General features: G+C 63.0%; 20 protein-coding genes and 1 pseudogene. 9 read left to right on the top strand and 12 right to left on the bottom strand.

Features of this window, described 5'->3' with window-relative positions; genetic code table 11:
• Positions 1 to 39 precede the first annotated feature (39 nt).
• Together VB618_RS16580 and VB618_RS16575 are read right to left on the bottom strand one after the other, a co-directional pair.
• Positions 40 to 816 carry a VOC family protein gene (locus VB618_RS16580; protein WP_329797823.1) on the bottom strand — a complete coding sequence of 259 codons (777 nt, stop codon included), beginning with the start codon at positions 814 to 816 and terminating at the stop codon, positions 40 to 42.
• Between the two features lie 11 nt (positions 817 to 827).
• Positions 828 to 1,181, bottom strand: a complete 354-nt coding sequence (locus tag VB618_RS16575) for a DUF1428 domain-containing protein (protein ID WP_329797822.1) — start codon at positions 1,179 to 1,181, stop codon at positions 828 to 830.
• 72 nt (positions 1,182 to 1,253) lie between these two features.
• On the opposite strand from VB618_RS16575, the gene VB618_RS16570 reads away from it, so the two are divergent.
• Positions 1,254 to 1,709 carry a MarR family winged helix-turn-helix transcriptional regulator gene (locus VB618_RS16570; RefSeq protein WP_329797821.1) on the top strand — a complete coding sequence of 152 codons (456 nt, stop codon included), beginning with the start codon at positions 1,254 to 1,256 and terminating at the stop codon, positions 1,707 to 1,709.
• Between the two features lie 137 nt (positions 1,710 to 1,846).
• Positions 1,847 to 2,461: a DUF2155 domain-containing protein gene (locus VB618_RS16565; RefSeq protein ID WP_442931823.1), complete on the top strand. Its 615-nt coding sequence runs from the start codon at positions 1,847 to 1,849 to the stop codon at positions 2,459 to 2,461.
• On the opposite strand, the gene aat is transcribed toward VB618_RS16565, so the two are convergent.
• The 6 genes from aat to VB618_RS16535 form a co-directional block, all read right to left on the bottom strand.
• Positions 2,458 to 3,132: a leucyl/phenylalanyl-tRNA--protein transferase gene (aat, locus tag VB618_RS16560; protein WP_329797820.1), complete on the bottom strand. Its 675-nt coding sequence runs from the start codon at positions 3,130 to 3,132 to the stop codon at positions 2,458 to 2,460. The genes VB618_RS16565 and aat overlap by 4 nt on opposite strands.
• Before the next feature lie 58 nt (positions 3,133 to 3,190).
• Positions 3,191 to 3,793 carry a class I SAM-dependent methyltransferase gene (locus VB618_RS16555; RefSeq protein ID WP_329797819.1) on the bottom strand — a complete coding sequence of 201 codons (603 nt, stop codon included), beginning with the start codon at positions 3,791 to 3,793 and terminating at the stop codon, positions 3,191 to 3,193.
• Between the two features lie 83 nt (positions 3,794 to 3,876).
• Positions 3,877 to 5,238, bottom strand: a complete 1,362-nt coding sequence (gene accC / locus VB618_RS16550) for an acetyl-CoA carboxylase biotin carboxylase subunit (protein WP_329797818.1) — start codon at positions 5,236 to 5,238, stop codon at positions 3,877 to 3,879.
• Positions 5,239 to 5,246: 8 nt separating this feature from the next.
• Positions 5,247 to 5,729, bottom strand: a complete 483-nt coding sequence (accB, locus tag VB618_RS16545; RefSeq protein WP_329797817.1) for an acetyl-CoA carboxylase biotin carboxyl carrier protein — start codon at positions 5,727 to 5,729, stop codon at positions 5,247 to 5,249.
• A gap of 27 nt (positions 5,730 to 5,756) precedes the next feature.
• The gene (aroQ, locus tag VB618_RS16540; RefSeq protein WP_329797816.1) at positions 5,757 to 6,224 is read right to left on the bottom strand and encodes a type II 3-dehydroquinate dehydratase; all 468 of its coding nucleotides are present in this window, start codon (positions 6,222 to 6,224) and stop codon (positions 5,757 to 5,759) included.
• 210 nt (positions 6,225 to 6,434) lie between these two features.
• The gene (locus VB618_RS16535; RefSeq protein WP_329797815.1) at positions 6,435 to 7,214 is read right to left on the bottom strand and encodes a DsbA family protein; all 780 of its coding nucleotides are present in this window, start codon (positions 7,212 to 7,214) and stop codon (positions 6,435 to 6,437) included.
• A gap of 276 nt (positions 7,215 to 7,490) precedes the next feature.
• Between VB618_RS16535 and VB618_RS16530 the strand changes: the two genes are divergently transcribed.
• Positions 7,491 to 8,672, top strand: a complete 1,182-nt coding sequence (locus tag VB618_RS16530; RefSeq protein WP_329797814.1) for a pyridoxal phosphate-dependent aminotransferase — start codon at positions 7,491 to 7,493, stop codon at positions 8,670 to 8,672.
• Between the two features lie 128 nt (positions 8,673 to 8,800).
• On the opposite strand, the gene VB618_RS16525 is transcribed toward VB618_RS16530, so the two are convergent.
• Positions 8,801 to 11,476 (bottom strand): Rne/Rng family ribonuclease, encoded by a 2,676-nt coding sequence (locus VB618_RS16525; protein ID WP_329797813.1) that lies wholly within the window; start codon positions 11,474 to 11,476, stop codon positions 8,801 to 8,803.
• 651 nt (positions 11,477 to 12,127) lie between these two features.
• On the opposite strand from VB618_RS16525, the gene VB618_RS16520 reads away from it, so the two are divergent.
• The 4 genes from VB618_RS16520 (at position 12,128) to VB618_RS16505 (ending at position 17,918) form a co-directional block, all read left to right on the top strand.
• The gene (locus VB618_RS16520) at positions 12,128 to 13,330 is read left to right on the top strand and encodes an N-acetylmuramoyl-L-alanine amidase (RefSeq protein WP_329797812.1); all 1,203 of its coding nucleotides are present in this window, start codon (positions 12,128 to 12,130) and stop codon (positions 13,328 to 13,330) included.
• A gap of 110 nt (positions 13,331 to 13,440) precedes the next feature.
• On the top strand, positions 13,441 to 15,885 hold the full coding sequence (locus VB618_RS16515) for a penicillin-binding protein 1A (protein WP_329797874.1): 2,445 nt from the start codon (positions 13,441 to 13,443) through the stop codon (positions 15,883 to 15,885).
• A 176-nt stretch (positions 15,886 to 16,061) separates the two neighbouring features.
• Positions 16,062 to 17,190, top strand: a protein-coding gene (gene prfB / locus VB618_RS16510) for a peptide chain release factor 2 (RefSeq protein WP_329797811.1) whose coding sequence is annotated in 2 segments (ribosomal slippage) — positions 16,062 to 16,130 and positions 16,132 to 17,190 — 1,128 coding nt in all. Because the reading frame shifts where the segments join, the coding sequence is not laid out codon by codon here.
• Positions 17,191 to 17,255: 65 nt separating this feature from the next.
• The gene (locus VB618_RS16505) at positions 17,256 to 17,918 is read left to right on the top strand and encodes a hypothetical protein (protein ID WP_329797810.1); all 663 of its coding nucleotides are present in this window, start codon (positions 17,256 to 17,258) and stop codon (positions 17,916 to 17,918) included.
• 109 nt (positions 17,919 to 18,027) lie between these two features.
• On the opposite strand, the gene VB618_RS16500 is transcribed toward VB618_RS16505, so the two are convergent.
• The gene (locus VB618_RS16500; RefSeq protein WP_329797809.1) at positions 18,028 to 19,539 is read right to left on the bottom strand and encodes a matrixin family metalloprotease; all 1,512 of its coding nucleotides are present in this window, start codon (positions 19,537 to 19,539) and stop codon (positions 18,028 to 18,030) included.
• 87 nt (positions 19,540 to 19,626) lie between these two features.
• Positions 19,627 to 20,094 (bottom strand): peroxiredoxin, encoded by a 468-nt coding sequence (locus tag VB618_RS16495; RefSeq protein WP_329797808.1) that lies wholly within the window; start codon positions 20,092 to 20,094, stop codon positions 19,627 to 19,629.
• A 228-nt stretch (positions 20,095 to 20,322) separates the two neighbouring features.
• Here VB618_RS16495 and VB618_RS16490 point away from each other — a divergent pair, with 228 nt between their 5' ends.
• A complete protein-coding gene (locus VB618_RS16490; protein WP_329797807.1) occupies positions 20,323 to 23,721 on the top strand; it encodes a YhdP family protein in 3,399 nt (1,132 codons plus the stop codon).
• A gap of 4 nt (positions 23,722 to 23,725) precedes the next feature.
• Here the strand turns inward: VB618_RS16490 and tyrS are convergent, their stop codons facing one another.
• On the bottom strand, positions 23,726 to 24,988 hold the full coding sequence (tyrS, locus tag VB618_RS16485) for a tyrosine--tRNA ligase (protein ID WP_329797806.1): 1,263 nt from the start codon (positions 24,986 to 24,988) through the stop codon (positions 23,726 to 23,728).
• A gap of 281 nt (positions 24,989 to 25,269) precedes the next feature.
• Between tyrS and VB618_RS19820 the strand changes: the two are divergent.
• Positions 25,270 to 25,902 (top strand): annotated as a pseudogene (locus VB618_RS19820) (matrixin family metalloprotease); the annotation flags it as partial.
• Positions 25,903 to 25,941: the final 39 nt, after the last annotated feature.

Raw genomic sequence — 25,941 nt, 5'->3', positions numbered from 1 at the left:
ACAAGCGTATCGGACATGGGATGCTCCTCGGGGATCGGCTTATGACTTACGCGGGCCGACGAGGCCGAACAGGGCGCCCTGCGGATCGCTGCCGACGATGATGAAGACGTTGCCCGGCACTTCGGCAGGTCCGTAGTGGATCGCGCCGCCGTTGCCCGAGACAGCCTGTGCGGCAGCATCGATATCCTCGACGCCGAAATAGAACGTCCACAGGGGCGGCGGCCCATCGGGCGTGCGTTTCATCACGGCCCCGATGGTGCGGCCGCCATGATCGATGAACTGGTAGTCGCCCATCTCGCCCATGGGCATGGCGTCACCCTTCTCCCAGCCGAAGCGGGAACGGTAGAAGGCCAGCGCCGCTGCCGGATCGCTGGTGGCGAGTTCGTTCCAGTTGCAGTGTCCGAACTTGCTCTGGTCGAATGCCGTGCTCGTGCCGTCCACCGCGCCACGCATGATGTAGAACATCACCCCTTGCGGATCGGAGAGCATGGCGAAGCGTCCGACGCCGGGAATGTCGGTGGACGGCATATGCTGTGTGCCGCCATCCCGAACGATGTCGGCAGCCGCCGCATCGACGTTCTCGACGGCCACGTAGCCGAGCCACATGGGGCGCATTCCTGCGCTCTCAGCACCTGCAGGGAAGGGCATGAGCCCGCCCACATCCGCGCCGTCGATGCCGAAGATCCGGTAACCCCGGTCGGAGCCTTCCATCGACCGGCTCTGCCAGCCGATCACCGCGCCGTAGAAGCGGGCAGCCGCGTCGGTATCGTTGGTGAGCAGTTCGTACCAGATAAAGTCGCCGTGCTGATTGGCCATGGCATCGCTCCTTATACGTCGAGGATCGGCATGAAGCCGCCGAAGATCATGCGCTTGCCGTCAAAGGACATCTGCTGGCCCATCGCCTCCATGCGCGGATCGGTCATGATCTTCTGTTGGGCAGCGTCGCGAACTTCCTTGGACGGGTACTCGATCCAGCTGAACACCACGACCTCGTCGTCCTTGGCCTGCACGGCGCGCCGGAAGTCGGTGAGCTTGCCGTCCGGCACGTCGTCACCCCAGCACTCGACCATGCGGGTGGCGCCGAACTCCTTGAACAGGGGCGCGGCCTCGGCCGCATGCTTGCGATAAACTTCCTTCTTGTCGGCCGGAACGGCCAGCACGAATCCATCGACATAAGCCATCGCATTTCTCCCTTGCCCTGAGGCGCTCTCATGTTCTCTTGACAAATAAGTTGATATCAACATAAATGGGGCATGTCAAATGAGCGAGAGACCTCTTTTGAAACTACCCATCTGGTGCGTGACACCTGCCTGTGCCTGCATGCGCAGCGGGCGGCCCGTGCCCTGTCGCGACGCTTCGATGAAGCCCTGCGCCCGGCAGGGATCACCTCCGGCCAGTTCTCCCTGCTGAACGCCCTCAACCGTCCCAATCCCCCGCCGATCGGCCCTGTCGCGCAGTTGCTGGCAATGGACCGGACCACCCTGACCGCCGCCCTGAAGCCGCTCGAGCGGGATGGGCTCGTAACCATTACCCGCGATCCGGACGACCGCCGCAGCCGGCTGCTCGGCCTTACAGATAAGGGGCGGGAGGTGCTGGCCGCGGCCGTGCCGATCTGGCGCGATCTCCATGCCGCCATCGAGGCAGGTCTGCCGGTGCTGGAGCCGGAGGCCCTTCGCGGCGCCCTCAGGTCGCTCTCGCAGGCGGGCTGAATTTCGGGGCAGGGCCCTATCTTCCGGCTTGCCCTTTTTCCATCATGGTTCACGTGCTATCGCGTTGCCGAACTGACAGCGGGTGCGGCCAGGCTCGGCCGGACGGGAAACGCCAAATCGAACTTGGCTTGGACAGCATGATGAAACTCGGATGGACGCGGGCGGCCCTGGTGTTCGCATCGCTTATCGGCGGCCTCGGTGCGGCGCAGGCGGACAGGATCAAGAATCCCACGGCCGTTTTCTCCGGCTTGGACAAGATCACCGGGCGAATCGTATCGTTCGAGGTGGCTGTGGATGAGACCGTCCAGTTCGGCGCGCTCCAGGTGACGGCGCGAGTCTGCTTCACCAAGCCGCCCACGGAAACCCCGAACACCACATCCTTCATCGAGGTGGACGAACCCGGATCCGAGGGGAAAGGCAAGCGGGTCTTCTCGGGCTGGCTGTTTGCCGCAAGCCCAGGCCTGCACGGCCTCGAGCACCCGGTCTACGACATCTGGCTCGTAGACTGCAAAGGCGGCACCGAGGTGATCGCGGAGCCCAGGGAAACACCCGAAGAACTGCCCCCGATCCAGGATGCAGCCCGCGGCCCGAACGATCCGGCGCGGCCCGGCGACATCACGGCCCCGGCCGGAGGCACTGCCCCGCGTCCGCCTGCTGTCGAGACAGCACCGCTGCGCCAGCCCGCCCCTCAGCGCCAGCAGCCCGCCCGGCGTCCGGCAGCCCCGATCATCAATTCAGATCGTCCGAACTAAGGGGCGGCAATTGCGGCGAGCACTTCCTCGCCGCTGATGCTCCTGTCCAGCGGCCAGGCATTCCAGTCGGCCGCATGCTCCATCGCGTTGCGCAGCATCTGCTTGTAGACCCGCCGGGGGACCTCGGTGGCGCCGAACTGCGCCAGGTGCGAGGTCACGAACTGCGTGTCCAGCAGCGAGAAGCCGCCTCGGCGCAGACGTGCCACGAGATGCACGAGCGCAACCTTCGAGGCATCGCGCTCCTTATGGAACATGCTCTCGCCGAAGAAGGCGCCGTTCAGCCTGACCCCGTAAAGGCCGCCGACAAGGCGGCCCTCCTGATAGACCTCCACCGTGTGGCAGTAGCCGGCATCGAAGAGTTCGCCATAGAGCTCCCGGATCCGCCGGCTGATCCAGGTCTTCTCCCGGTCCGCGGCAGGCGCGGCGCAACCGGCGATCACAGCGTCGAAGTCCTGGTCCACCCGAATCTGGAAGACATCGGAACGGACGGTGCGGGCGAGGCGCTTTGAGATGTGAAAGCCATTGAGGGGAATGACCCCCCGCTCGCGGGGTTCGACCCAGAACAGGGACGGATCGTCCGCATCCTCCGCCATGGGAAAGATCCCAGCCGCATAGGCTTTCAGCAGGATGTCGGGCGTAATCTCGTTTGCGTGGTCGGGGGAGTGGGACATTCACCAACTTGTCTGACGTTCGGGCTGTCCTTCAAAATAGGATACGCGGAACGCTAAGTCAGACCGGTGTCAGATAGATTCTGCCGAGTTCCTTCATCTCGTCATCGGTTTTGGGCATTTTTGTCGCCAAGCCCCACAGATCGTACCTTTTCGGACGTCTCAGTCCGACGAAGTTGGCGAAGCCGGCTCTGACACAGGCATCTCCGAGAGATTTCAGCGTGAAGCCCGTGTGGTGGGCCATGTAGAGATTGCCATCGGCCATCGCAGGCCTGAATCCGTACAGCATGTCGAGGGGCGCGACCGGTCCTCTGCCGCTGGTATACATGGGCGTCTCGATGTCCCCTGAGGCCAAGCGCTCGCCGATGGTTTGAAGATCCGGACAGGTGAGGATCACGAACCCGTCGGGCTTGAGGACACGGCGCATCGCATTCAGGGCCAATGGCACTTCGTGCGGGTAGAGATGCTCGATGTTGTGAGCCGAATAGACGGCGTCGAAGCTGTTCGATTCGACCTGAGACAGCTCAGGAAGCTTGTCGACGAGATCCGGCTTCACGCTCTCGTCGATGTCGAGCGTTACCTCCTCCCATTCGGACGAGGCGAAAGCCTTGACGGTCTGATGTTTACGCTTCGGGCCGCAGCCCACATGAAGAAAGCGAGGCATGATTTCCATGACCTCGCCTTCAATGACGGGGCCCCTGTTCTGTTGCAGCCAGAATAGCGGGCCCGATATCTTATAACAAGCCGTTACGCCTGCTCGTCTCCGAGCCCGCCGGTCTTCAGGAAGTTCTCCAGCCAGTGGATGTCGTACTGGCCGTTCTGAATCTCCGAGTTGCGCACGAGGGTGCGGAAGAGCGGGAGCGTGGTGTCGATGCCGTCGACCACGAACTCGTCGAGAGCCCGGCGCAGGCGCATGAGGCACTCGTTGCGGGTGCGGCCATGGACGATGAGCTTGCCTACGAGAGAATCGTAATACGGAGGGATGCGGTAGCCCTGGTAGGCCGCCGAGTCGACGCGCACGCCGAGGCCGCCCGGTGGGTGGAAGTAGCTGATCGTGCCGGGCGAGGGACGGAAGGTCGAGGGATGCTCGGCATTGACGCGGCACTCGATGGCGTGGCCATCGATCCTGACATCTTCCTGCCTCACCGAGAGCGGGTGGCCTGCCGCCACGCGGATCTGCTCGTTCACCAGGTCGATGCCGGTGATCATTTCGGTCACCGGATGCTCAACCTGGATGCGGGTGTTCATCTCGATGAAGTAGAACTCGCCGTCCTCGTAGAGAAACTCGATGGTGCCGGCACCGGCATATTGCAGTTCCTGCATGGCCTTGGCCACGACGCCGCCGATGCGTTCGCGCATTTCGCCATTGAGTGCAGGCGAGGGGCCTTCCTCCCAGACCTTCTGGTGGCGGCGCTGCAAGGAGCAGTCGCGTTCGCCCAGATGAATGGCATTGCCCTTGCCGTCGCCGAGCACCTGGATCTCGATGTGGCGCGGCTTCTCGAGATACTTCTCGATATAGACCGCATCGTCGCCGAAGGCCGCCTTGGCCTCGGTCTTGGCGGTCTGAAGCGCATGGATGAGATCCTCCTCCGTGCGCGCCACCTTCATGCCGCGCCCGCCGCCGCCGGCGGCAGCCTTGATGATGACGGGGTAGCCGATCTCCTTGGCGACGCGCTTGGCCTCGTCGTCATCGGTGATGCCGCCCTCGGAACCGGGCACGCAAGGGATGCCGAGGCGCTTGGCTGTGCGCTTGGCCTCGATCTTGTCGCCCATGATGCGGATGTGTTCCGCCTTGGGGCCGATGAATGCGATGCGGTGATGCTCCAGCACCTCCGCGAAGCGCGCGTTCTCGGACAGGAATCCGTAGCCGGGGTGGATGGCATCGGCGCCGGTGATCTCGCAGGCGGCGATCAGGGCCGGGATGTTGAGATAGCTGTCGCGGGCGGCCGGCGGGCCGATGCAGACGCTCTCGTCGGCAAGGCGCACATGCATGGCGTCCGCATCGGCGGTGGAATGCACCGCCACGGTGGCAATGCCGAGCTCCTTCGCGGCGCGCAGGATGCGCAGGGCGATCTCGCCTCGGTTGGCAATGAGGATCTTATCGAACATATCGCGCCTTACTCGATGACGAGGAGGGGTTCGCCGTATTCAACAGGGGTTCCGTCTTCGACATAGATGGCCGTCACGGTGCCGGCGCGGGGCGCCACGATCTCGTTGAAGGTCTTCATGGCCTCGATGAGCAGAACCTTGTCGCCGGCTTGAACCTTGGAGCCGATCTCGACGAAGTCCTTCGCATCGGGGGAAGGCTTGCGATAGGCGGTGCCGACCATGGGCGAGAGCACGGCGCCCGGATGGGCTGCGGAGGCCTTCGTGGCGGCCTCGGCAGCAGCTGCGGCGGACGGCGGCGGTGCCACGACCGGGGCGGGGGCATGATGAGCCGCAGGGTGCGCCACCGGAACGGTGACAGCGGCGGTGACCATGCGTGCCACGCGGATGCGAAGGTCGCCCTTCTCCACTTCGATCTCGCTGAGATCCGTGTCGGCGATCAAATTCGCCAGCTCGCGGACGAGATCAGGATCGAAAGGGTTTTCCTTGGCCATGGGGCTTACCTCTGCTTTTTTGAGGAATTAGTGCTGGGAGGGTTTCGCCGGGCGGGCCCGCTCGGCCATCACCCGGTGAACCGCTTCCAGGCCGAGCAGATAGCTCATGGGCCCGAAACCACAGATCACGCCGACGGAGACGGGCGCTATGAGCGAGCGATGGCGAAAGCCCTCGCGAGCATGAACATTCGAAAGATGAATCTCGACCGTCGGAGCGCCGCTGCCGGAGATGGCGTCGCGGAGCGCGATCGAGGTGTGGGTGTAGGCGCCGGCATTGATGACGATGCCAGCACCCTGAGCTCCGGCCTCCTGGATCCAGTCGACCAGATGTCCCTCATGGTTCGACTGGCGGAAGGTGACCGCTGTCCCTAAGGCCTCGGCCTTCTCGCGCACGAGCTTCTCGACGTCGGCAAGCGTGGTGCTGCCATAGATCTGAGGCTCCCTGCGGCCGAGCAGGTTGAGGTTGGGTCCGTTGAGGACGAAGACGGTGGTCATCGGATAAGGAGCATTCCTTGAAGCTCCGTCAGGCGGAGCCGAAACGCCCTCTTAGCCAAAAGGCGGGCAGGGGGGAAGGGGAAAACCGGGGCTTTCCCAAGCTTGGCGGGGGTTCCTGAGGGGAAGAGGGGACTGTTTGGGTTCGGAGCAGCGGGTTTCACTGTCATTCCGGGCCGCGCAGCGGAGCCCGGAATGACAGGGTGAGTTGGACTAACCGCAACTCGCCTTGCCGCACTGGCGGACATTGTCCACGAGCTGCTTCAAGGGCTCCAGGCCAACAGCGCCCGGAATAATCGTCTCGCCCACAACGAATGCGGGGGTCCCTGAGAGGCTCAGCTTGTCGCCCAGAGCCATGTTCTCCTGGAGCGCGTTGCGGATCTCAGTGCTCTCCACGTCCTTCTGCAGGCGTCCCATGTCCACGCCCATCTCCTTGGCGACCGTCATGGCGCGCTCGCCGTTGACGCGGCCGCGGGTGTCCATGACCTTCACATGGTAGTCCAAGAGCTTCTGGCCCTGGAGCTGGTTCTTGACCGCGAGCGCCACGCGGCTCGCCTCGACGGAATCGGGCCCGAGAACCGGGAAGTCCTTCAGGACCACGCGGAGCTTGGGATCACTCTTCATGAGGGTCTGGACGTCCGCCAGCGCCTTCTTGCAGTAGCCGCAATTGTAGTCGAAGAACTCGACCAGGGTGACGTCGCCGGATGGGTTGCCGACTACATAGGAGTGCGAGGCGTTGAGGAGCGACTGCCTGGTTTCCTTGACGGCGCCGGCCTGGGCCACCTGCTGCGCCTCCGACTGCCGCTTCTCGAGCTCGGCGATCACCTCGGTCAGGACCTCCGGGTTCTTCAGCAGATAGTCCTTCACGATCTCGCCGATGGCCTGCTTCTGCTGGTCGTTGAAGACCGCGCCCTGCGCCATTGCGGCGGGAGCCATGGCCAACGTGCCGAGCAGGGCCACAGCCTGGCCGATTTTGAGAAGCGAAGAGCGCATATCCGGTCCTTTGCGGAGAATTCTTCAAGACAAGTCCGGTCCTTAAGCTTGGTTCAAGGCGGAGTTGAGACTCGTCTGTTCGTCCGCGAGTTAGCGGCTTGGGATGCGCGGCGTCAAATCACGGGTTTGTATTGCATCTCTCCTCGTCATCCTCGGGCTTGTCCCGGGGATCCACGTCTTTGCCGCCCTAGGGACGTGGGTGGCCGCAACAAGTGCGGCCATGACGGGAGAAGTTGGTTCTTGAGACCGCTCCTCCAACGCGATACGAGCCTGCCTATGACCAAATTACCCGCTAATCTCCACCAGCCCCTCATCGCGCGCCGTATGGACCGCGTGGCCTCGTTCCTCGCCATGGACGTGCTGAGCGCGGCCGCCGCCAAGGAGCGGCGCGGGGACAGTGTGATCCACATGGAGGTGGGGCAGCCCTCGGCGCCTGCGCCACGGGCTGCCCGCGAGGCTGCGAAGGCAGCCCTCGATCTTGGCCGCATCGGCTATACGGAGGCTCTCGGCATTTCGGCCCTGCGGGAGCGGATTGCCCTGCATTACCGAGACACCTATGGCGTGAGCATCGCGCCGGAGCGGGTGGTGGTGACCACCGGCTCCTCAGCGGGCTTCGTGCTGGCTTTTTTAAGCCTGTTCGATCCAGGACAGCGGGTGGCGATCACGGCGCCGGGCTATCCGGCCTATCGCAACATCCTGGAGGCGCTGGGCATCGAGCCGGTGACGATCCCACTCACCAAGGCGGACGGCTGGAGCATGACCGCCGAGTCCATCGCAAAAGCCCATGCGGAGAAGCCCCTGCACGGCATTCTGGCCATGAGCCCGGCCAACCCGTCCGGCACCATGATCGGCCGCAAGGCGCTGGCCGAGCTGGGTGAAACCTGCCGCCGCCTGGGATTGTGGTTCTTGTCCGACGAGATCTATCACGGCTTGACCTATGGCGAGCCGGCTTCGACGGCGCTCGCCTCGGACGAGGATGCGGTCGTGATCAACTCGTTCTCCAAGTATTACTGCATGACCGGCTGGCGTGTCGGTTGGATCGTGGTGCCCGACCGGCTGGTGCGGCCGATCGAGCGGCTGGCCCAGAACCTCTACATCTCGCCGCCCTACCTGTCGCAGGTGGCGGCACTCGCCGCCTTCGATGCCATGGAGGAGCTTGAAGCCGTCAAGGCAGGCTATGCCCGCAACCGCGCCTATCTCCTGGAGGAGCTGCCTAAGATCGGCATCACCGAGATGCATCCGGTCGACGGGGCCTTCTACATCTATGCCGACATCGCCCGCTTCACGAACGATTCCATCGGCTTCTCGAAGCGCATGCTGGAGGAGGCGGGCGTCGCCGCGACCCCGGGCCTCGACTTTGACCCGCTTGAGGGCTCGCACTACCTGCGCCTGTCCTTCGCCGGCTCCGAGAACGATTGCCGCGAGACCGTGGCGCGGCTGAAGGGGTGGTTGAAGTAGAGGATACGTTCCCTCCGCCGTCATGCCCGCACTTGTTGCGGGCATCCACGTTCTAGGACGGCAAAGACGGTGAACACACCAGTCCATAAGAAAAATGCCCGGCGTTGAGCCGGGCATTTCTTATTATCTTACGATCCGCTCAGGACCGACTTGGCCTTGGACCACCAGCCGGCGCGCTTCGGGCGCTCCGGGTCGGGCGGGGTCAGCACGACGGCGACCGGCTCAGGCTCGGGGATGACCGGTGCGGGGGCGGCAGGTTCCTCAGCCGCAGGCTGCGGCGGAGCCACGATGCGCTCTTCCTTGGCGGCTGGCTTGCGAGCCTCTGCCACGGGTTGTGCGTCTGCGGGGGAGGTCTCGACGGAGGCCGGTGCGGCTTCCGCCTGATCGGTGGCGGCGAAGCCTTCCTCCTGGGCAGACTCGCCAGCCTCGTCACGGCCGCGGCCTCGACCGCCCCGGCGACCGCGACGGCGACGGCGTCCTGCGCGGTCGTCGTCGGATTCGCCGGCCTCAGCCGGTGCCGCCTCGGTTCCGGAGGTCTCGGCTGCTGCCTCTTCGTCGGATTCGCCTTCAGACTCGTCACCTTCGGCGCTCTCGTCGCCCTGGTCCGATCCAGCGGAGGCGTCGCGGTCACGACCCCGACGACGGCGACGGCGACGACGGCGGCGGCGGTCGCCCTCGCTTTCACCCGGTTCGCCAAGCTCCTCGCCGGCAGCCTGGGTGTCCTCTGCGGTCTCCTCTTCCGTCTCGACCTCATCCTCCTCGATGGGTTCGTCGATTGGGAGGATGCCGTCGATCTGGACGCCGGTCGCGGCCGACTTGTGCTCCAGCTTGAGGGCCGGGTCGCCGCGGTCGATGGCGTAGGTCGTGTGCCCTTGCAGGGTGTCGTCGGCCACGATGGAGATCGCGACGCCGAAGCGGCTTTCCAGCTCGCGCAGGTGAATGCGCTTCTGGTTCAGGATGTAGAAGGCCGCTTCCGTCCTGGTGCGGACCACGAGGTTGTAGGCGGAGTTCTTGATGAGGGTTTCCTCGATCGAGCGTATCACCTGCAGGGCGACGGACGGCGTCGAGCGGACGAAGCCGGTGCCGGCGCAGTGCGGGCAGGGGATCGAGGAGGATTCGAGCACGCCCGTGCGGATGCGCTGACGCGACATCTCGAGGAGGCCGAAGGGCGAGATGCGGCCCACCTGGATGCGCGCGCGGTCGTTCTTCAGGCTCTCGTTCAGCTTCTTCTCGACAGCGCGGTTGTTCCGCTTCTCCTCCATGTCGATGAAGTCGATGACGATGAGGCCGGCAAGATCGCGCAGGCGCAGCTGGCGGGCGATCTCCTCGGAGGCCTCAAGGTTCGTGCGAAGGGCTGTGTCCTCGATATTGTGCTCGCGGGTGGAGCGGCCGGAGTTCACGTCGATGGATACGAGCGCTTCCGTCGGGCTGATGACGAGATAGCCGCCGGACTTGAGCGTCACCACGTTCGAGAACATGGCGTCGAGCTGGGCTTCGACCCCTAACTTGGCGAAGAGAGGCTGCGGATCGCGGTAGGGCTGGACCAGCTTCGAATGGCTCGGCATGAGCATCCGCATGAAGTCCTTGGCCTCGCGATAGCCCTCCTCGCCGGCGACCATCACGTCCTCTATATCCTTGTTGTAGAGGTCGCGGATGGCGCGCTTGATGAGGGAGCCTTCCTCATAGACGAGCGCGGGAGCCGCGGAGCTGAGCGTAAGCTCGCGCACGCTCTCCCACAGGCGCATCAGATATTCGTAGTCGCGCTTGATCTCGGGCTTGGTGCGCGAGGCACCGGCCGTGCGCAGGATGATCCCCATTCCCTCGGGCACCTCCAGCTCCTGGGCGATCTCCTTCAGGCGCTTGCGGTCGGCCGCATTGGTGATCTTGCGCGAGATGCCGCCGCCCCGGCCCGTGTTGGGCATGAGCACCGAATAGCGCCCGGCGAGCGACAGGTAGGTGGTGAGCGCCGCGCCCTTGTTGCCGCGCTCTTCCTTGACGACCTGGACCAGCAGGATCTGGCGGCGCTTGATGACTTCCTGGATCTTGTACTGCTTGCGCGGTGTGCGGCGACGCTGGGGAAGATCCTCGATGGCGTCGTCACCGCCAAGCTGCTCGACGATCTCGTGCTCTTCCAGGTCCTGATCGTCGTCTTCGTCTTCTTCATCCTCGTCGGACGATTCCTGATCGTCTTCGGTCGAGCGGGCCTCAGCCTCGTCCGAGCCATCTTCGTCCCGAGCAGGATCGACATGCGCCGATGCCTCGATGGCTTCGACGGCAGCCTCCTCGGCGTCCTCGGCTGACGCGAAGGCCTCAGGCGCTTCCACATGCTGAGTTTCGTTCGTCTCGCCGGCCTCCACTTGATCGGAGCCGTCTCCCTCGTGAGCCGCCTCTACCGTGCCGGCCTCAGCTTCGGTCGAGACGATGGTCTCGCTGTTCTCGGCGCGGCGCGGCGAGGAACGGCGGCGACGCCCGCCGCGGCTGCTGCGGCGCTCCTCCTCGTGTTCCTCCTCGCGATGGGCTTCAGCCTCGGCTTCGAGCAGAGCCTGCCGGTCAGCGACCGGGATCTGATAATAATCGGGATGGATTTCGCTGAAAGCGAGGAACCCGTGGCGGTTTCCGCCGTATTCCACAAAGGCCGCCTGGAGAGACGGTTCGACCCGGGTGACCTTGGCGAGATAGATATTCCCGCGCAACTGCTTCCGGTTAGCGGATTCGAAGTCGAATTCTTCGACCTTCTGACCACGTACCACCACGACCCGGGTTTCTTCCGGGTGTGAGGCATCGATGAGCATCTTGTTTGCCATGTTGAACTCTCGACATGGCGATCGAGGGCAGGACCTGAGGCAGGGGCCGCATTGTGGGCGGTGAGGCACGCCGCCGGTGAAGGCGACGAGCTGGAGTTGCGTTCGGGGTGCTGTCGATCGCCATCGTGCGCCGCAGATGGGCGCATTCTGGGTTGAATTGGGCCGGCACAGGGCCGGAAAGGGTGGTGTTGGGGCGTGCGCGAAGGGATACGCGCGATTCGAACGATGCAGAAACGAAGGTCATAGCTGACTTCGCGTGTGCAACCATTCGAGACGGCCCTTTCGTAGATATCGATGGGCCGGGTGAACCGTCCATCGGCGAGTGGCGACGGAAGTCGCCCTGTGATCCTGCCCGTGAGCCTGTCGAGGGTGAGGCGGTCCCTGAAGGATCGGTCAACACAACCGTCTCCCTCGGAGCTGCCGTCAGATTCGGCCATGCCGGACGGGATCAAGATCATTACAGATTGAATGGGGCATTTGGCAAGATGCTGTCTCACTGTGCCATGAATGCAACAGAGTCTCAGTAAAGTGCCGCCCGGCGTGAGGTTCCGTTAACCAAACGCTGCCTATGAGTATAGGAAAAGGACGCTCGAAACTCAGCGATCAGCAATGCCTCTTTCCCTGTTCATACGCCTTTTTGGCGCGTGTCTCGTGGCGGTTCTCCTCGCCGCCGGGGTGGGGCGTGCGTGGGCGGCGGGAGACGGCGCGAAGCCCGCAACCCCGATCGTGGCGGCTGCCGCCGCGATCGAGACGGACGGGGTGAAGACGCGGTTCAAGGTGACCCTCTCGAAGCCGGTGACGGCGCAGGTCTCCCTCATGGAGCGCCCGGACAGGCTCATCATCGACCTGCCGGAGGTCGCCTTCCACCTCCCGGCGGATGCCGGCCGCAGCAAGGAGGGGCTCATTGCTTCCTACCGCTTCGGGCTTTTCGCGCCTGGCCGCTCGCGCGTGGTGATGGAACTGGCGCAGCCCGCAATCGTCTCTGGTCTGACGACCGCGCCCGACGCCACGGGAGCAGCCACGATCCTGACTATCGAACTCTCCCGTGTCGACCGGGATGATTTCCGCAAGGCAGCGGCAGGAAGTTCCCCTCCGGCGAAAGACGGTCCTGCGCCGGTCGTACAGGCGGCCAAGGACGCCCGGCCGGTGATCGTGATCGATCCCGGCCACGGCGGAATCGACCCGGGTGCGGCGGCCTCCTCGGGGAGCGTGGCCGAGAAGGATCTGGTGCTCTCCTTCGCCCAGCGGCTGAAGAAGAAGCTCGAGGAAAGCGGTCGCTATAAGGTGCTTCTGACCCGCGACCAGGATGTGTTCGTCTCCCTCGGCGACCGGGTGCGCGCCGCGCGGGTCGCTCAAGCCGATATCTTCATCTCGATCCATGCGGACTCGATCTCAGGCGGGCAGGAGGTGCGGGGGTTGACGGTCTATACCGGAGCCGAGCGAGCCTCCGACGCCGATTCCGCCCGTCTGGCGGACCGCGAAAACAAGGCCGATGCGGTGGCCGGTATCGAGTCCGGCGACATGCCGGACGACGTGTCCGACATCCTGATGGACCTGACTCTCCGGGAAACCCGCGGCTTCTCCCACGGCTTTGCGGCCCGCCTCGTGGGCGAGTTCGATTCCGTTGCCCGCCTCAACAAGAACCCCCACCGGCAGGCCCGATTCCAGGTGCTGCGGGCGCACGATGTTCCGTCCGTTCTTGTCGAACTTGGCTATCTGTCCAGCCAAAAAGACTTAGATTTGTTGATGTCCGAGGAATGGCGGGCCAAGATGGTCTCGGCCATGTCGGTCGCCGTGGATCGTTTTTTCGCTACACGGTTCGCCCGGAGAGGCGCTGCCGCAGTTTTACCATAGATAGGGTGTGGATACCCGTAGCGGGGGCGCGATTCATCGGCTAACGAGGGTCCGCGTTTCAAGATTGACATAAACGGGCGCCTGAAGGCGCCGTCATGGAATACCTTCGGATGCGGTTTGTCCTACGATTTTTCGGCTTTCTCTTCAGCGTTGGAGCGATCTTCTTCCTGATCGGCGCTGTCGGGCTCGCCTATGGATTCTGGTTCTATTCGAAGGACTTGCCGGATCACGCTCAGCTTGAGACTTACGAGCCGCCGGTGATGACCCGCATCCACGCGTCTGATGGCAGCCTGATCGCCGAATATGCCCGTGAGCGCCGACTCTATGTGCCGATCGACTCCGTGCCCAAGCTTGTTATCGGAGCCTTCCTGTCGGCCGAGGACAAGAATTTCTACAAGCATCCAGGCATCGACCCGGAAGGGCTGATGCGTGCTGTCGTGATCAACCTGCGCTCGGGCGGGGCGCGAGAGCAGGGCGCCTCCACCATCACCCAGCAGGTCGCCAAGAACTTCCTGGTCGGCAACGAGCGCAGCTACGAGCGCAAGATCCGCGAGGCGCTGATCGCGCTGCGCATGGAATCGACCTTCTCGAAGGACAAGATCCTCGAGCTCTATCTCAACGAGATCTTCCTCGGCACCCTGACCCCGGGGCGCAATCTGCACGGCATAGCCGCCGCGGCGCTCGACTATTTCGGCAAGTCGATTCACGAGCTGACCATCGCCGAGGCCGCTTACATCGCCGCTCTGCCCAAGGGGCCGAACAATTACCATCCGTTCCGCCAGCGCAAGGCTGCCCTTGAGCGCCGGAACTGGGTGATCGAGCGCATGGCCGTCAACGGCTATATCTCGCAGGAAGCGGCAGCTGAGGCCCAGAAGGAACCGCTCAACGTCAAGCCCAGGATGGTCTCGCCGAACAGCATCGCGTCGGGCTATTTCGCCGAAGGCGTGCGCCGCGACATCGCCGAGCGCTACGGCGAGGAATCCCTCTACGAGGGCGGCCTGCTGATCCGCTCGACCCTCGACCCCAAGATGCAGGCCATGGCCCGCAAGGCCCTGGTGGATAACCTGGTGCGTTTTGACGAAGCGCGCGGCTGGCGCGGCGCCCAGCAGAAGATCGATCTGGCCGGCCGCGAATGGGGCTTGGCCCTGTCCGAGGTGCCGATTCTCGGTGACATCCAGCCGTGGCGCCTCGCGGTCGTGCTGGAGGTTGCGCGCGGGCAGGCCAAGGTCGGGCTGCAGCCCCGGCGGGAGGCATCCGGCCAAGTCGTGAAGGAGCGGGAAACCGGCACCGTCACGGCTGAGGGCGCTCGATGGACCCGGCGCACCGTGGACAAGGCCGTCGCTGTCGGCGACGTGGTCTATGTGGAGCCCCTGGCGGACAAGGAAGGCCAGTTCCGCCTGCGCCAGATCCCCGAGATCTCCGGCGCCATCGTGGCCATGGATCCGTACACGGGCCGCGTTCACGCCATGGTGGGCGGCTTCTCCTACGACCAGAGCGAGTTCAACCGGGCCATCCAGGCGATGCGCCAGCCGGGCTCCTCGTTCAAGCCGATCGTCTACGCGACGGCCCTCGACAACGGCTATACGCCCTCAAGCACGATCATGGACTCGCCCTTCGTGCTCGACATGGGGCCGGGCCAGGAGGCATGGGCGCCGAAGAACTTCGACGGAAAGTCTGCCGGACTGCGCACGCTCCGCTATGGCGTCGAGCACTCGAAGAACCTGATGACGGTTCGCCTCTCGAACGAGATCGGGATGCCGATGGTGGCCGAATATGCCCGCCGCTTCGGCGTGTCCGACGACATGCTGCCGCTGCTCTCCATGTCCCTGGGGGCCGGCGAGACGACGGTCATGCGTATGACGGCTGCCTATTCCATGTTCGTCAACGGTGGCCGGCGCATCAAGCCGACCCTGATCGATCAGATCCAGGACCGCAACGGCCGGACGATCTACCGCCACGACGACCGCAAATGCGCGAACTGCAATGCCGAGAAATGGGACGGCGGCGCTGCGCCCAAGCTCACGGAAAACCGCGAGCAGGTGCTCGATCCGCTGACCGCCTATCAGATGACCTCGATCCTCGAAGGCGTGGTCCAACGCGGCACGGCCCAGACGGTCAAGGCTGTCGGCAAGCCGCTCGCGGGCAAGACCGGCACCAGCAACGACGCAAAAGACGTGTGGTTCATGGGCTTCTCGCCCGATCTCGCAGTCGGGGTGTTCCTCGGCTACGACCAGCCGAAGTCGCTCGGCAATGCGGCAACGGCAGGCCAGTACGCCGCGCCGGTGTTCCGCGACTTCATGCAGATGGCCCTGAAGGACAAGCCTGCGACGCCGTTCCGCGTGCCTGCTGGCATCAAGCTCATCCGCGTCAACGCCTCGACCGGCACCCGCGCCGGCGGCGAGGGTGGAGGCACGATCCTCGAGGCCTTCAAGCCGGGACAGTCTCCGCCCGAGTTCGTGGCGCCCGAGCCGGAGGAAACGCCGCAGGTCGAGTACCAAGGCGCACCGGGGGCTCCCCGGCAGGCGGGAGGGGCGGCACCCGGCGGATTGTACTGACCGGCAGCCACCGCCATATCGGCACCATCTACATCATGCGAAGCGGAAGTCCTGAGGCCAAGCCGCAGGACTTCCGTGGAACAGCTCATGCAGGCCGGCATCTCAAAGTGCATTCCCCTTTGAGGTCCGATGCTCTAAGACGCCGTGATCACAGCCAGGACAGAACGAACGGAACAATGCGCGCCGAAATCCAACATCTCGTAGAAGAGACCAAGCAGTCAGTCGGGCTGCTGAGGAGGCATCTTTGACTGGGATACAGCCCAGCGCCGCCTCGCGGAACTGAACGCCCAGGCCGAAGATCCCAACCTCTGGAACGACGCGGAGGCCGCGCAGAAGATCATGCGCGAGCGCACCTCGCTCGAAGACCAGATCTCTGCCGTGAAGCGTCTCGACCAGGAGCTTGAAGACGCCATCACGTTGATCGAGCTCGGCGACGCCGAGGACGACGAGGCCACGATCAAGGAAGGCGAGGAAGTCATCCGCGCCCTCCAGGCCGAGGCCGCCCGCCGTCAGGTCGAGACCCTGCTCTCGGGCGAGGCCGATGCCAACGACACCTATGTGGAAGTGCATTCGGGCGCCGGCGGCACGGAAAGCCAGGACTGGGCCAACATGCTCCAGCGCATGTATGCCCGCTGGGCCGAGCGCCGGAAGTACAAGGTCGAGCTTCTCGAAATCACCGACGGCGAGGAGGCCGGCATCAAGAGCGCCACGCTCCTGATCAAGGGCCTCAATGCCTATGGCTGGCTCAAGACCGAGTCCGGCGTGCATCGCCTCGTGCGCATCTCTCCTTACGACTCGAACGCCCGCCGTCACACGAGCTTCGCGTCGGTATGGGTCTATCCGGTGGTCGACGACCGCATCAACATCGAGATCAAGGAATCCGACTGCCGGATCGACACGTTTCGCTCCTCGGGTGCGGGCGGCCAGCACGTGAACACCACCGATTCGGCTGTGCGCATCACGCATATCCCGAGCGGCATCGTGGTGGCCTGCCAGCAGGAGCGCTCCCAGCACAAGAACCGGGCCACTGCCTGGAACATGCTGCGCGCCCGCCTCTACGAGGCCGAGCTGAAGAAGCGCGAGGAGAAGGCCAGTGCGGAGGCGGCAGCCAAGACCGACATCGGCTGGGGCCACCAGATCCGCTCCTACGTGCTGCAGCCCTACCAGATGGTGAAGGACCTGCGCACGGGAACCCAGTCGACCGCTCCGCAGGACGTGCTCGACGGCGACCTCGACCCCTTCATGGAAGCCTCGCTCGCCCAGCGCGTCTATGGCGGCGCCGATGAGGTCGAGGATATCGATTAAGACGGCTCTTTCTGCGGTCGCAGTTCTGTTGCTAAGGTGCAGGACTGCGACCGCGGAACCGTTTCATGAAGCAGGACAAAATCGATATTCAGGGTCGCGATGGCGTCTCCATCCCGAACAGCCTGATCAGGCTGGATGAACGAAACTCTCGTCTTGCGGTGTTCTTTCCGGGACTGACCTACCGCAACACCATGCCGGCGCTCTATTATCCACGGCAACTTCTGCTGGCGCGCGGCTATGACGTCCTCTCAGTCAATTATACCTACGATCAAATCCCCGAGTTCATGGGATTGCCCGAGGAGGGCAAGATCGCCTGGATTGGAGCCGATGCCCGGGCTGCTATGGCAGCTGTGTTCGCTCTTGGACAATATGAGCATTTCACCCTCGTCGGGAAATCGCTGGGGACCGCTGCGATGGCGGCGGTTGCTCCTGATGAGCCCAAGCTGGCTTCCGCCGATCTCATCTGGCTGACACCAGGCTTCAAAACCCACGGTGTGCTCGAAGGCATGGCACGCTGTCCCCAACGGTCTCTTATCGTGCTGGGCACAGAAGACCCGCATTACGAGGAGAAATATGTCGAGGCAGCCCGCGCCAGAGGAGCGGAGGTCATCCTGCTGCCCGGTTTCGACCATGGGCTCGAAAAACCGGGGCACGTCGCCGATTCAGTGGCAGGCATGCACAGTATTATCGAGCAAATCTCGAACTGGCTTGATGCTTCCCCGCGATAATTGTTCTTGTCCATCAGGCCATTGGCAGGCGTGCAGGATAAAGTTGGGACCATCAGTTGAAACAAAAAGGCCCACTCGATCGAGTGGGCCTTTGCCATCGCGGTCAGATCTACACGATTAGGAAGTCGTAGGAGTTGATCGTCACCGTTTGCGTGAATTGCGCAAAGCGCAAAGCAGCATTGGGGCCGGAGCCGTCTGGATCATAGGAGAGGGATCGTCCGTTGTAGTCGAAGAGGATCCTGTCATCCGCCTCCACGGCGATTACTCCTTCCACGAAGGCCTCATAGAGCAAGACGCCTTGCGTGAGGGTGGTGAAGACCGTCGAGGACAGGACGATCGTATCTGAATCCCAGCCGTTGTCGAAATCAACGATCCAGTCGATGTTGTCGACGCCGTTGAACCAGGTATCGAAAACGAACCGATCGCTGCCTTCGCCGCCTGTCAGGACATCGTTGCCTGCGCCGCCCTGGAGCGTGTCGTTCTCGAAACCACCATCCAGGTTATCGGCGCCGTCGCCACCTTGCAGGATGTCGTTGCCATCTCCTCCGCTCAGGATGTCGTTGTCGATGTCTCCGTTCAGAGTGTCATCGTCATCCCCGCCGTCCAGATTGTCGCTGCCTGCGCCCCCGTGCAGGGTGTCATTGCTTCCATCACCCTTGAGGACATCGTTGCCGAAGTCACCGTATAGGGTGTCATTGCCATACCCGCCACCGAGGTTGTCGTTGCCTGTAGCGCCCTGCAGCAGGTCGTCGCCGATTCCACCTCTCAGAACATCGTCGCCGGAGTCTCCATACAGATCGTCGTCGTCCTCTCCGCCGCTCAGGACGTCGTTGCCACTTCCCCCGTACAGAAAGTCATCTCCGGCAAAACCGTAAAGCTTGTCGTTCCCGTTGGCGCCTTTGATGATGTCTTTAGCGTTGACGCCATAGATGGTGTCCGCCTTGCTCTTGCCGATCTGAGACAGCGTTTCCTTGGTCTTGCTCCAGCTCCATTTCGCCACTTGGCGCCCATCCTGCGAAGGGTTGCCGTAGAGGGCGCGAATAGCCTCTATGTCTAATGCCCCGAGTTGGACGGCCCCCATTTTGAGATCGGCTCCCGTGTAGCTCATGACGGTGTGCTTGACGTTGTCGAGGTCTGAGCCCAGCAGCTTCTTGTTGTGCGGCATCTTGTGGAAGGGATGCTTGAGGCCCAGCGCGTGACCGATCTCGTGAAGGATCACATAGAGCTTGAAATTGTAACTTTGCGAGAGTTCCGAGCGGTAGCGGCTGTTCAGGTAGATGTTGCCGCCGCTTTCATATCGCTCTTGGTCCGTCCAACCGTCGAAGCTGTCTCGGGTGAGTTCCGGGAACTCGGCCCAACCGCTGGCGTCCTGCCAAGTCCAATCCCACTGGAACTTCAGTTCTGCATCACCTTTCTTGACCTCGAGAAACCGAATGCCGCAGGCATCTCCCCACATCTTCAAGGCTTTCTGCGCCATGGCCTTGTCAGCGGCGCCGAATTTCGACGCCCCCCAGGACAAAGTGTTGAAGCTATAGGTGAGGAAGATGGGCTTCTTGCCGGTCTTCAGCGAAGAGTAGGCGTTCCAGCTCTGGCCGGAGAGAATGGCTGTATGGTTGGACATCAGGGATTTCTACTCAGGCTGGATGGGCTGACGGATAATGTTACTATGGAATATTGTCATATGTGGCCGCAATGAGCCATCCTGTCGCTAGCGGAGCGCCTGGGCGGCCTTCAGCACCTCCTCGGCATGGCCCGGCACCTTCACTTTGGTCCAGAACTGAGCGATTGTGCCGCCCCGGTCGATCAGCACTGTGGTGCGCTCGACGCCCATGTACTTGCGGCCATACATGCTCTTCTCCACCCAGACGCCGTAGGCCTGCAGCATGGCCGTGGCCTCGTCGGACGCGAGGGTGAAGTCCAGGCCATACTTGGCACGGAACTTGTCGTGGCTCTTCAAGCTGTCGGGCGAGACACCCACGATTTCCGTATCTGCAGCCGCAAACTCGGCTTTCAGTGACTGGAAGTTCTGGGCCTCCAGGGTGCAGCCGCTGGTGTCGTCCTTCGGGTAGAAGTAGAGCACGACCTTGCGGCCCTTGATCCCGTCGAGGCCGATCTCCCGACCATCTGTCGCAGGCAGGAGGAAGGCCGGAGCCCTGGTTCCAATAGTAAGGGACATGAAACGCCTTCCTTTTGGCGGAATGTACTGTTTGGAAACCTCTGGTGTGCACGACTGAAGGGGAAACAGTCGCGGGATGCTCCCGAGGCGGTTAAGGTCACACCTCTTGATTCCCTTGAATGGCGCCCATGCGCAAGAACCGGATCGTCAAACATCACAAGAATGAAGTTACCCTTTCGTAACACGTTGTCCCGGCGAGACCCGGCCAAGCGAAACCTATTTCGGCGCGTGTTACGTGGCACTCTCTATGTGAAGCTCGGGTTGCTTGTATTCCTGACTGCCGCCTTCGGTCTTCTCTACCTACGCCTGTCGGCTGCTCCCATGAGCTTCGGGCGCCTGCCCGAGCGGGTCGCGGAGGCGCTGGCGGCCCGGATCGGGCCCGGCTGGAATGTGACGCTGCGCAATACGGCGATCGAGCTGCATGACGGCTCGCCGGCACTCCGGGCGAACGGCCTCGATATCCGAGCCCCCGGCGGCGAGCTCGTGCTCCGGGCGCCCTATGCCATCCTGAGCGTGGACCTAAGCTCGCTGCTGACGGCCAATCTTCAGCCGAAGGCCGTCGAGGTCCGAGACCTGCAATTGAGGGTCCGGGTGAACCGGGACGGCTCGCTCTCCTTCTCGCCCGTGCAAGAGACCGAAGGGGAGAGCGCCCAGCCCACCTCCGCCGTACCGGAGCCCTCCAAGGAGGCGGCTGCGTCGATGGCCCGTGACGTCAACGGGCCTTCTCCCGTGTCCGGTACCGTCGGATCGCTGCTCGAACTCATCGTCGGTCCCGGAAGCGTTCTGAACTCCCTCAACCAGGCCCAGCTGACCAATGCGCGCTTGATCTTCATCGATGCGGACGGTCGCGAGCGGGCGCGCTACAAGCGCGTCGACGCCGCTTTCGACTGGACGGAGAACGGCGGGCGGCAGTTCGCCGCAACGGTCGAGGGACCGCAAGGGCCCTGGCAGCTGAACGGCGATGCCACGGTGGAGGGCAAGGATTCATACCGGGCCAGCATCGTGGCCGAGCGGGCGCCGATCACGGATATTTTGCTGCTCTCCGGAGCCTCCGACGTGCCTGCGACTACGGATCTTGAGTTCTCAGGCCGGTTCGACATGGCTTTTGCCGACGGGCGGGTCACGGAACTGAAGACGCGGCTCGAGAGCAGTCCCGGCACGATCCAGATCCAGGATCCGGATACATCTCCGTTCCCGGTCGAGAAGGCTTTTATCGAGGCGCATTGGGACGAGCCCGCGAAAGCCCTTGAGCTCCAACGCATCGAGGCGAGGGGCGGGGAGACGAACCTGCGCCTGCATGGCCGCCTGCAGGCGGCCAATGGGAACAACCCCTGGCGCCTGAGCCTGGGGGGGCGGGACATCACTTGGTCGGGAGCTGCCGCTGGGGACAGGCCTTTGCAGGTCAGCGAGTTTACGGCCGATCTCTCCGGACACGATGGTGTCAGGATCAACGGCATCACGTTAAAAGGCCCGGAGCTGTCCGCCCGCGTCAGCGGCCTGTTGGCAGCTACTATCGATCCGAAGGCGCTGAAGCTGGACGTTCAGGCCGAGAAAACCGAGATCCGCTCGGCCCTGCGGGTTTGGCCCGAGGCCGTAGCGCCGCCGGTCCGGCGGTATCTGGTGTCCCGTCTGAAGGCCGGGATGCTCGACTCTATCGAACTCAAGGTAGCGATGACCGGTGCCGACATCGAGAAGGCGTTGACCGGAGGTCCGACACCCGATGAATCCCTGAAGATCGATTTCGCGGTTTCCAATGGCACGTTGCAGGTCGACGAAGGCCTCCCGCCGATCTCTGGCATGAACGCGACCGGTCAGGTCACCGGAACAAAGGTCCTCGTTCGCGCTCCGACCGGGCTCGTTCAGATGGCGAGCAATCGGTCCCTGTCAGCCTCCGAGGGCGCCTTTGTCCTGGACAATTACTGGAACGACGCTGGGGCGGCGCGCATCGATTTCCGCCTCACCGGAGGCGCAGACGGTTTGGGCGCGCTGCTGCTGGAGCCGCGGATCAAGGAGATCGCGGGGTTCAACATCGATCCTGCTACCATGAAGGGCAAGACGGATCTGCGAGTCGGCATCGGCCTGCCCATCCATGCTATCCCTGAGTTCAAGGACCTGCCGCTGAAGGTCGGCGGAACGATCGGCGATTTCGGCGTCGACGGTTTCTTCGGCAAGGATCGCCTGGAGGGCGCCGACCTGACCATCGCCTATGATCGGGGCGATCTCTCCGTCAAAGGCAACGGCAAGCTCGCCGGCAGCGCGGCTGCTATCGATCTCCAGAAGAACCGGCAGGGCGGGCAGGCCAGTGTGGCCTTCTCCCTCGACGAGGCCGCCCGCAATCGGCGCGGGTTGTCCTTCGGCTCACAGCTCACCGGCACCGTCGGTCTCAAGGCAAGCCTCCCTTTGGGCGAGAATGCGCCGTCCGTCATCAATGTCGAGGCGGACTTGGCCAAGGCCGGCATCGATCAGCTCGTGCCGGGCTGGGTGAAGCCGGTCGGCAGGCCGGGCAAGCTCACCTTCACTATGGTCGATGGGCCGACAAGCGAGATCCGGGATCTGCAACTCGACAGCGGCAATGTCCAGCTGCGGGGCCATGCTACGCTTAACAACGAGGGCGGCCTGGACAAGGCGGAGCTCTCGACCTTCAAGCTCTCACCCGGTGACGACATGCGCGCTCAGATCGAGCGCTCCAACGGGGTCTACAAGGTCACGATCCGGGGCAATGTGGGCGATGCGCGGCCTTTCGTGAAAGGCGGCGGCACAACTCCCTCAAGCGGGCGCAACGGGGCGACGAGTAAGGACATCAAGGATTTCGACCTCGACCTGAGCCTCAACATCCTGACCGGCTTCAACGAGGAGGCGATCACAAACGCCTCCGTCAAGGCGTCCATGCGCAAGGACAGCCTGCGCCAGCTGGACCTGAAGGGACGCCTCGGCGCAACCGACATCCTCGGTCGCACCATTCCTCAGAGCGGCGGCAGTCCGGTGGTGATCATCCAGGCGGAGGATGCGGGCGCGCTCCTGCGGTTCACCGACATCTACAAGCGCATGTCGCGCGGCAATCTCATCCTGCAGCTCTCCACGGGAGACGAGCCTCAGGCCGGGCATGTGATCATGCACTCCTTTGCGCTCGTCAACGAACCGGCCCTGCGCCGCATCATCCCGACCCAGACCCAGGTCGTCGCTGGGCGCGACCAGGCCGGAAAACCGCAACTGGTCCGCGTGGACGTCAATGAGATTCAGTTCACCAAGGCGCGGCTCGAGTTCACGCGTACGTCAGGTCGTCTCGACTTCAAGGACGCGGCCATATGGGGCAACCAGATCGGCTTCACCCTGGGCGGGTTCATCGACTATGCCCGCGACCGTCTCGATGTCTCGGGAACCTTCGTGCCGGCCTATGGGCTCAACAACGTCTTCGCCCAGGTGCCGCTGTTCGGACCGCTGCTGGGCGGCGGACAGAACGAGGGGCTCTTCGCAGTCAATTTCCGCCTGAACGGGCAGGCGAGCGCACCGTCTTTGTCGGTCAATCCTCTCTCGGCGGTGGCTCCAGGCTTCCTGCGCAAGCTCTTTGGCGTGGGAGCCGAGAGGGAGCCGCAAACAGGATCGCTGCCGACGGCTTCCGATCGTTAAAGGCTTATACGGCGCGAAGGAGAACGTGCTTCTTCTTGCCGAAGGAGAGCTTGATCACGCCCTCAGCTGTGACATCCGACAGGCTCAAGGTCCCGCGCTCGTCCGAGACCGTCTGGTCGTTGACCTTGAGGCCGCCGCTCTTGACCTGACGGCGCGCCTCACTCGATGACGGCAGCAGCTTGGCGTAGTCAGGCCCGAAGGCCGCCAGCACGCCAAGCCCGCCTTCGAGCACGTTGGACGGGATCTCGACCGTAGGCAGGCTCTCCGCCAGCGCGCCCTGCTCGAATGTCTTGCGGGCAGTCTCGGCCGCAAGCTCCGCGGCTTCGCGGCCGTGGAGGAGGGCGGTTGCCTCCGTGGCGAGAACCTTCTTGGCCTCGTTGATATCGGCGCCCTGGAGTGCCTCGAGCCGGGCGATCTCATCCATGGGCAGGATCGTGAAGAGCTTCAGGAAGCGGCCCACATCCGCATCCTCGGTATTGCGCCAGAACTGCCAGTAATCGTAGGGGCTCAGCATGTCGGCGTTGAGCCAGACCGCCCCGGAGGCCGTCTTGCCCATCTTTGCGCCCGACGCCGTCGTCAACAGAGGGCAGGTGACGGCGTAGAGCTGCGGCGTGCCGAGGCGGCGGCCGAGATCGATCCCGTTGATGATGTTGCCCCACTGATCCGAGCCGCCCATCTGCAGGATGCAGCCGTAGCGCTTGTTAAGCTCCACGAAGTCGTAGGCCTGGAGGATCATGTAGTTGAACTCCAGGAACGACAGCTCGTGCTCCCGGTCGAGGCGCAGCTTCACGCTGTCAAAGGACAGCATCCGGTTGACGGAGAAGTGCCGGCCTACATCGCGCAGGAACTCGATGTAGTTGAGCTTGGTGAGCCACTCGGCATTGTCGACCATCATCGCATCGGCCTTGCCGTCGCCGAAGGAGATGAAGCGCGAGAAGACGGTCCTGATGCTGTCCTTATTGGCCTCAATCTGCTCGACGGTGAGCAGCTTGCGGCTCTCGTCCTTGCCCGAAGGATCGCCCACCCGGGTCGTGCCGCCGCCCATGAGGGTGATCGGCTTTCCGGCGCCGGTCTTCTGCAGCCAGTGCAGCATCATGATCGAGAGCAGATGTCCCACATGGAGGGACGGGCCGGTGCAATCATAGCCCACATAGGTGGTGAGCCGGTTTTCGAGGGCAGTCGTATCCACCCCCTCGAAGTCCGAGGTCTGGTGAATGAAGCCCCGCTCGGTGAGCACCTTCAGGAAGTCGGAATTTGGCGCGTTCATCGCGTCTCTCTCGATCGATCTTGGTCAGAAGTGAAGCGGTCCTGTACCAGCTTCGACACAGGATTTCACGATTTTTTGCTGGCGCTGGGAGCTTGTCTCTTAGGACTCTGCCTGACGGCCCCGCTATGCATACAACTAGAGCATGATTGCGCAGTGATGCTTAGACTGCCGCTAATCGTACACTTTTCATAGACTTTTAATCCTATTATTTGTATAGTTTATTGACAAAGCTGGGCCGTACCATATGCTAATGTAATATTATTAAATTAAGGTAGTCTCCCATGTCATGGTTCTCGGATGCTGTCAGAGGTGCAGGCGACTGGCTTGTCGGTGCGGTCGAGGACGCAGGCGAGTGGCTTGGCAATGCAGCCGACAACGCCTGGAACTGGATCTCCGACAATATTTCAGGTCTGCCTCTGAAGTTCTTCTCGGTCATGGGAACCCTCTTCCCATCCCATAATTTTTGGGGCGCGCAGTACTTCATACCAAATCACAGTGACGCTGACGTCAATGCTCTGATGACTGGTTCAAAGTGGAGCGGGGCGACCATCACGTATTCCCTGCCCGATTCTCGAGATGATTATGAGTGGGTTAACCCGAGTGCTTCTGGGTTCAAGCGTTTATCGTCTGAGAATGAAGATGCTGTTCACGCTGTCATGGCGTCTGTAGCGGGCTACGTGAATACTGGCATTGCCTATGCAGGTCGGGACGATGCGAACATTCAAGTAGCAGGGTTCCAGCCTGGTTCAGTGATTACCCGTAGCCACGGTTATTATCCCGGAGTGCCCGTATATAGCGGCGATACTTGGCTGGATACAGGGGCATATTCCAATTTCAAGAAGGGAACTGCCGCTTATCTGCTGACGATGCATGAGCTCGGGCATTCGCTCGGCCTGAAGCATTCTCACGATTCCGCAGACGGCTTGCCAAGGATGTCTGCCTTCCGTGACTCT

The sequence above is a fragment of the Microvirga sp. CF3062 genome (assembly GCF_036314045.1).
GTDB lineage: Bacteria > Pseudomonadota > Alphaproteobacteria > Rhizobiales > Beijerinckiaceae > Microvirga.
Note: the sequence above shows the minus strand (reverse complement) of the source record. Positions and strands in the feature narration are given on the sequence as shown.

What these genes read in the sequence shown, in the direction of transcription:
- VB618_RS16565 (WP_442931823.1), top strand. Translation starts at nt 1,847, where the DNA reads ATGATGAAACTCGGATGGACGCGGGCGGCCCTGGTGTTCGCATCGCTT.
- VB618_RS16580 (WP_329797823.1), bottom strand. Translation starts at nt 816, where the DNA reads ATGGCCAATCAGCACGGCGACTTTATCTGGTACGAACTGCTCACCAAC.
- VB618_RS16500 (WP_329797809.1), bottom strand. Translation starts at nt 19,539, where the DNA reads ATGTCCAACCATACAGCCATTCTCTCCGGCCAGAGCTGGAACGCCTAC.
- VB618_RS16525 (WP_329797813.1), bottom strand. Translation starts at nt 11,476, where the DNA reads ATGGCAAACAAGATGCTCATCGATGCCTCACACCCGGAAGAAACCCGG.
- accC (WP_329797818.1), bottom strand. Translation starts at nt 5,238, where the DNA reads ATGTTCGATAAGATCCTCATTGCCAACCGAGGCGAGATCGCCCTGCGC.
- VB618_RS16575 (WP_329797822.1), bottom strand. Translation starts at nt 1,181, where the DNA reads ATGGCTTATGTCGATGGATTCGTGCTGGCCGTTCCGGCCGACAAGAAG.
- aroQ (WP_329797816.1), bottom strand. Translation starts at nt 6,224, where the DNA reads ATGACCACCGTCTTCGTCCTCAACGGACCCAACCTCAACCTGCTCGGC.
- VB618_RS16555 (WP_329797819.1), bottom strand. Translation starts at nt 3,793, where the DNA reads ATGCCTCGCTTTCTTCATGTGGGCTGCGGCCCGAAGCGTAAACATCAG.
- accB (WP_329797817.1), bottom strand. Translation starts at nt 5,729, where the DNA reads ATGGCCAAGGAAAACCCTTTCGATCCTGATCTCGTCCGCGAGCTGGCG.
- VB618_RS16495 (WP_329797808.1), bottom strand. Translation starts at nt 20,094, where the DNA reads ATGTCCCTTACTATTGGAACCAGGGCTCCGGCCTTCCTCCTGCCTGCG.
- VB618_RS16530 (WP_329797814.1), top strand. Translation starts at nt 7,491, where the DNA reads ATGACCAAATTACCCGCTAATCTCCACCAGCCCCTCATCGCGCGCCGT.
- VB618_RS16515 (WP_329797874.1), top strand. Translation starts at nt 13,441, where the DNA reads ATGCGGTTTGTCCTACGATTTTTCGGCTTTCTCTTCAGCGTTGGAGCG.
- VB618_RS16505 (WP_329797810.1), top strand. Translation starts at nt 17,256, where the DNA reads ATGAAGCAGGACAAAATCGATATTCAGGGTCGCGATGGCGTCTCCATC.
- tyrS (WP_329797806.1), bottom strand. Translation starts at nt 24,988, where the DNA reads ATGAACGCGCCAAATTCCGACTTCCTGAAGGTGCTCACCGAGCGGGGC.
- VB618_RS16535 (WP_329797815.1), bottom strand. Translation starts at nt 7,214, where the DNA reads ATGCGCTCTTCGCTTCTCAAAATCGGCCAGGCTGTGGCCCTGCTCGGC.
- aat (WP_329797820.1), bottom strand. Translation starts at nt 3,132, where the DNA reads ATGTCCCACTCCCCCGACCACGCAAACGAGATTACGCCCGACATCCTG.
- VB618_RS16570 (WP_329797821.1), top strand. Translation starts at nt 1,254, where the DNA reads ATGTCAAATGAGCGAGAGACCTCTTTTGAAACTACCCATCTGGTGCGT.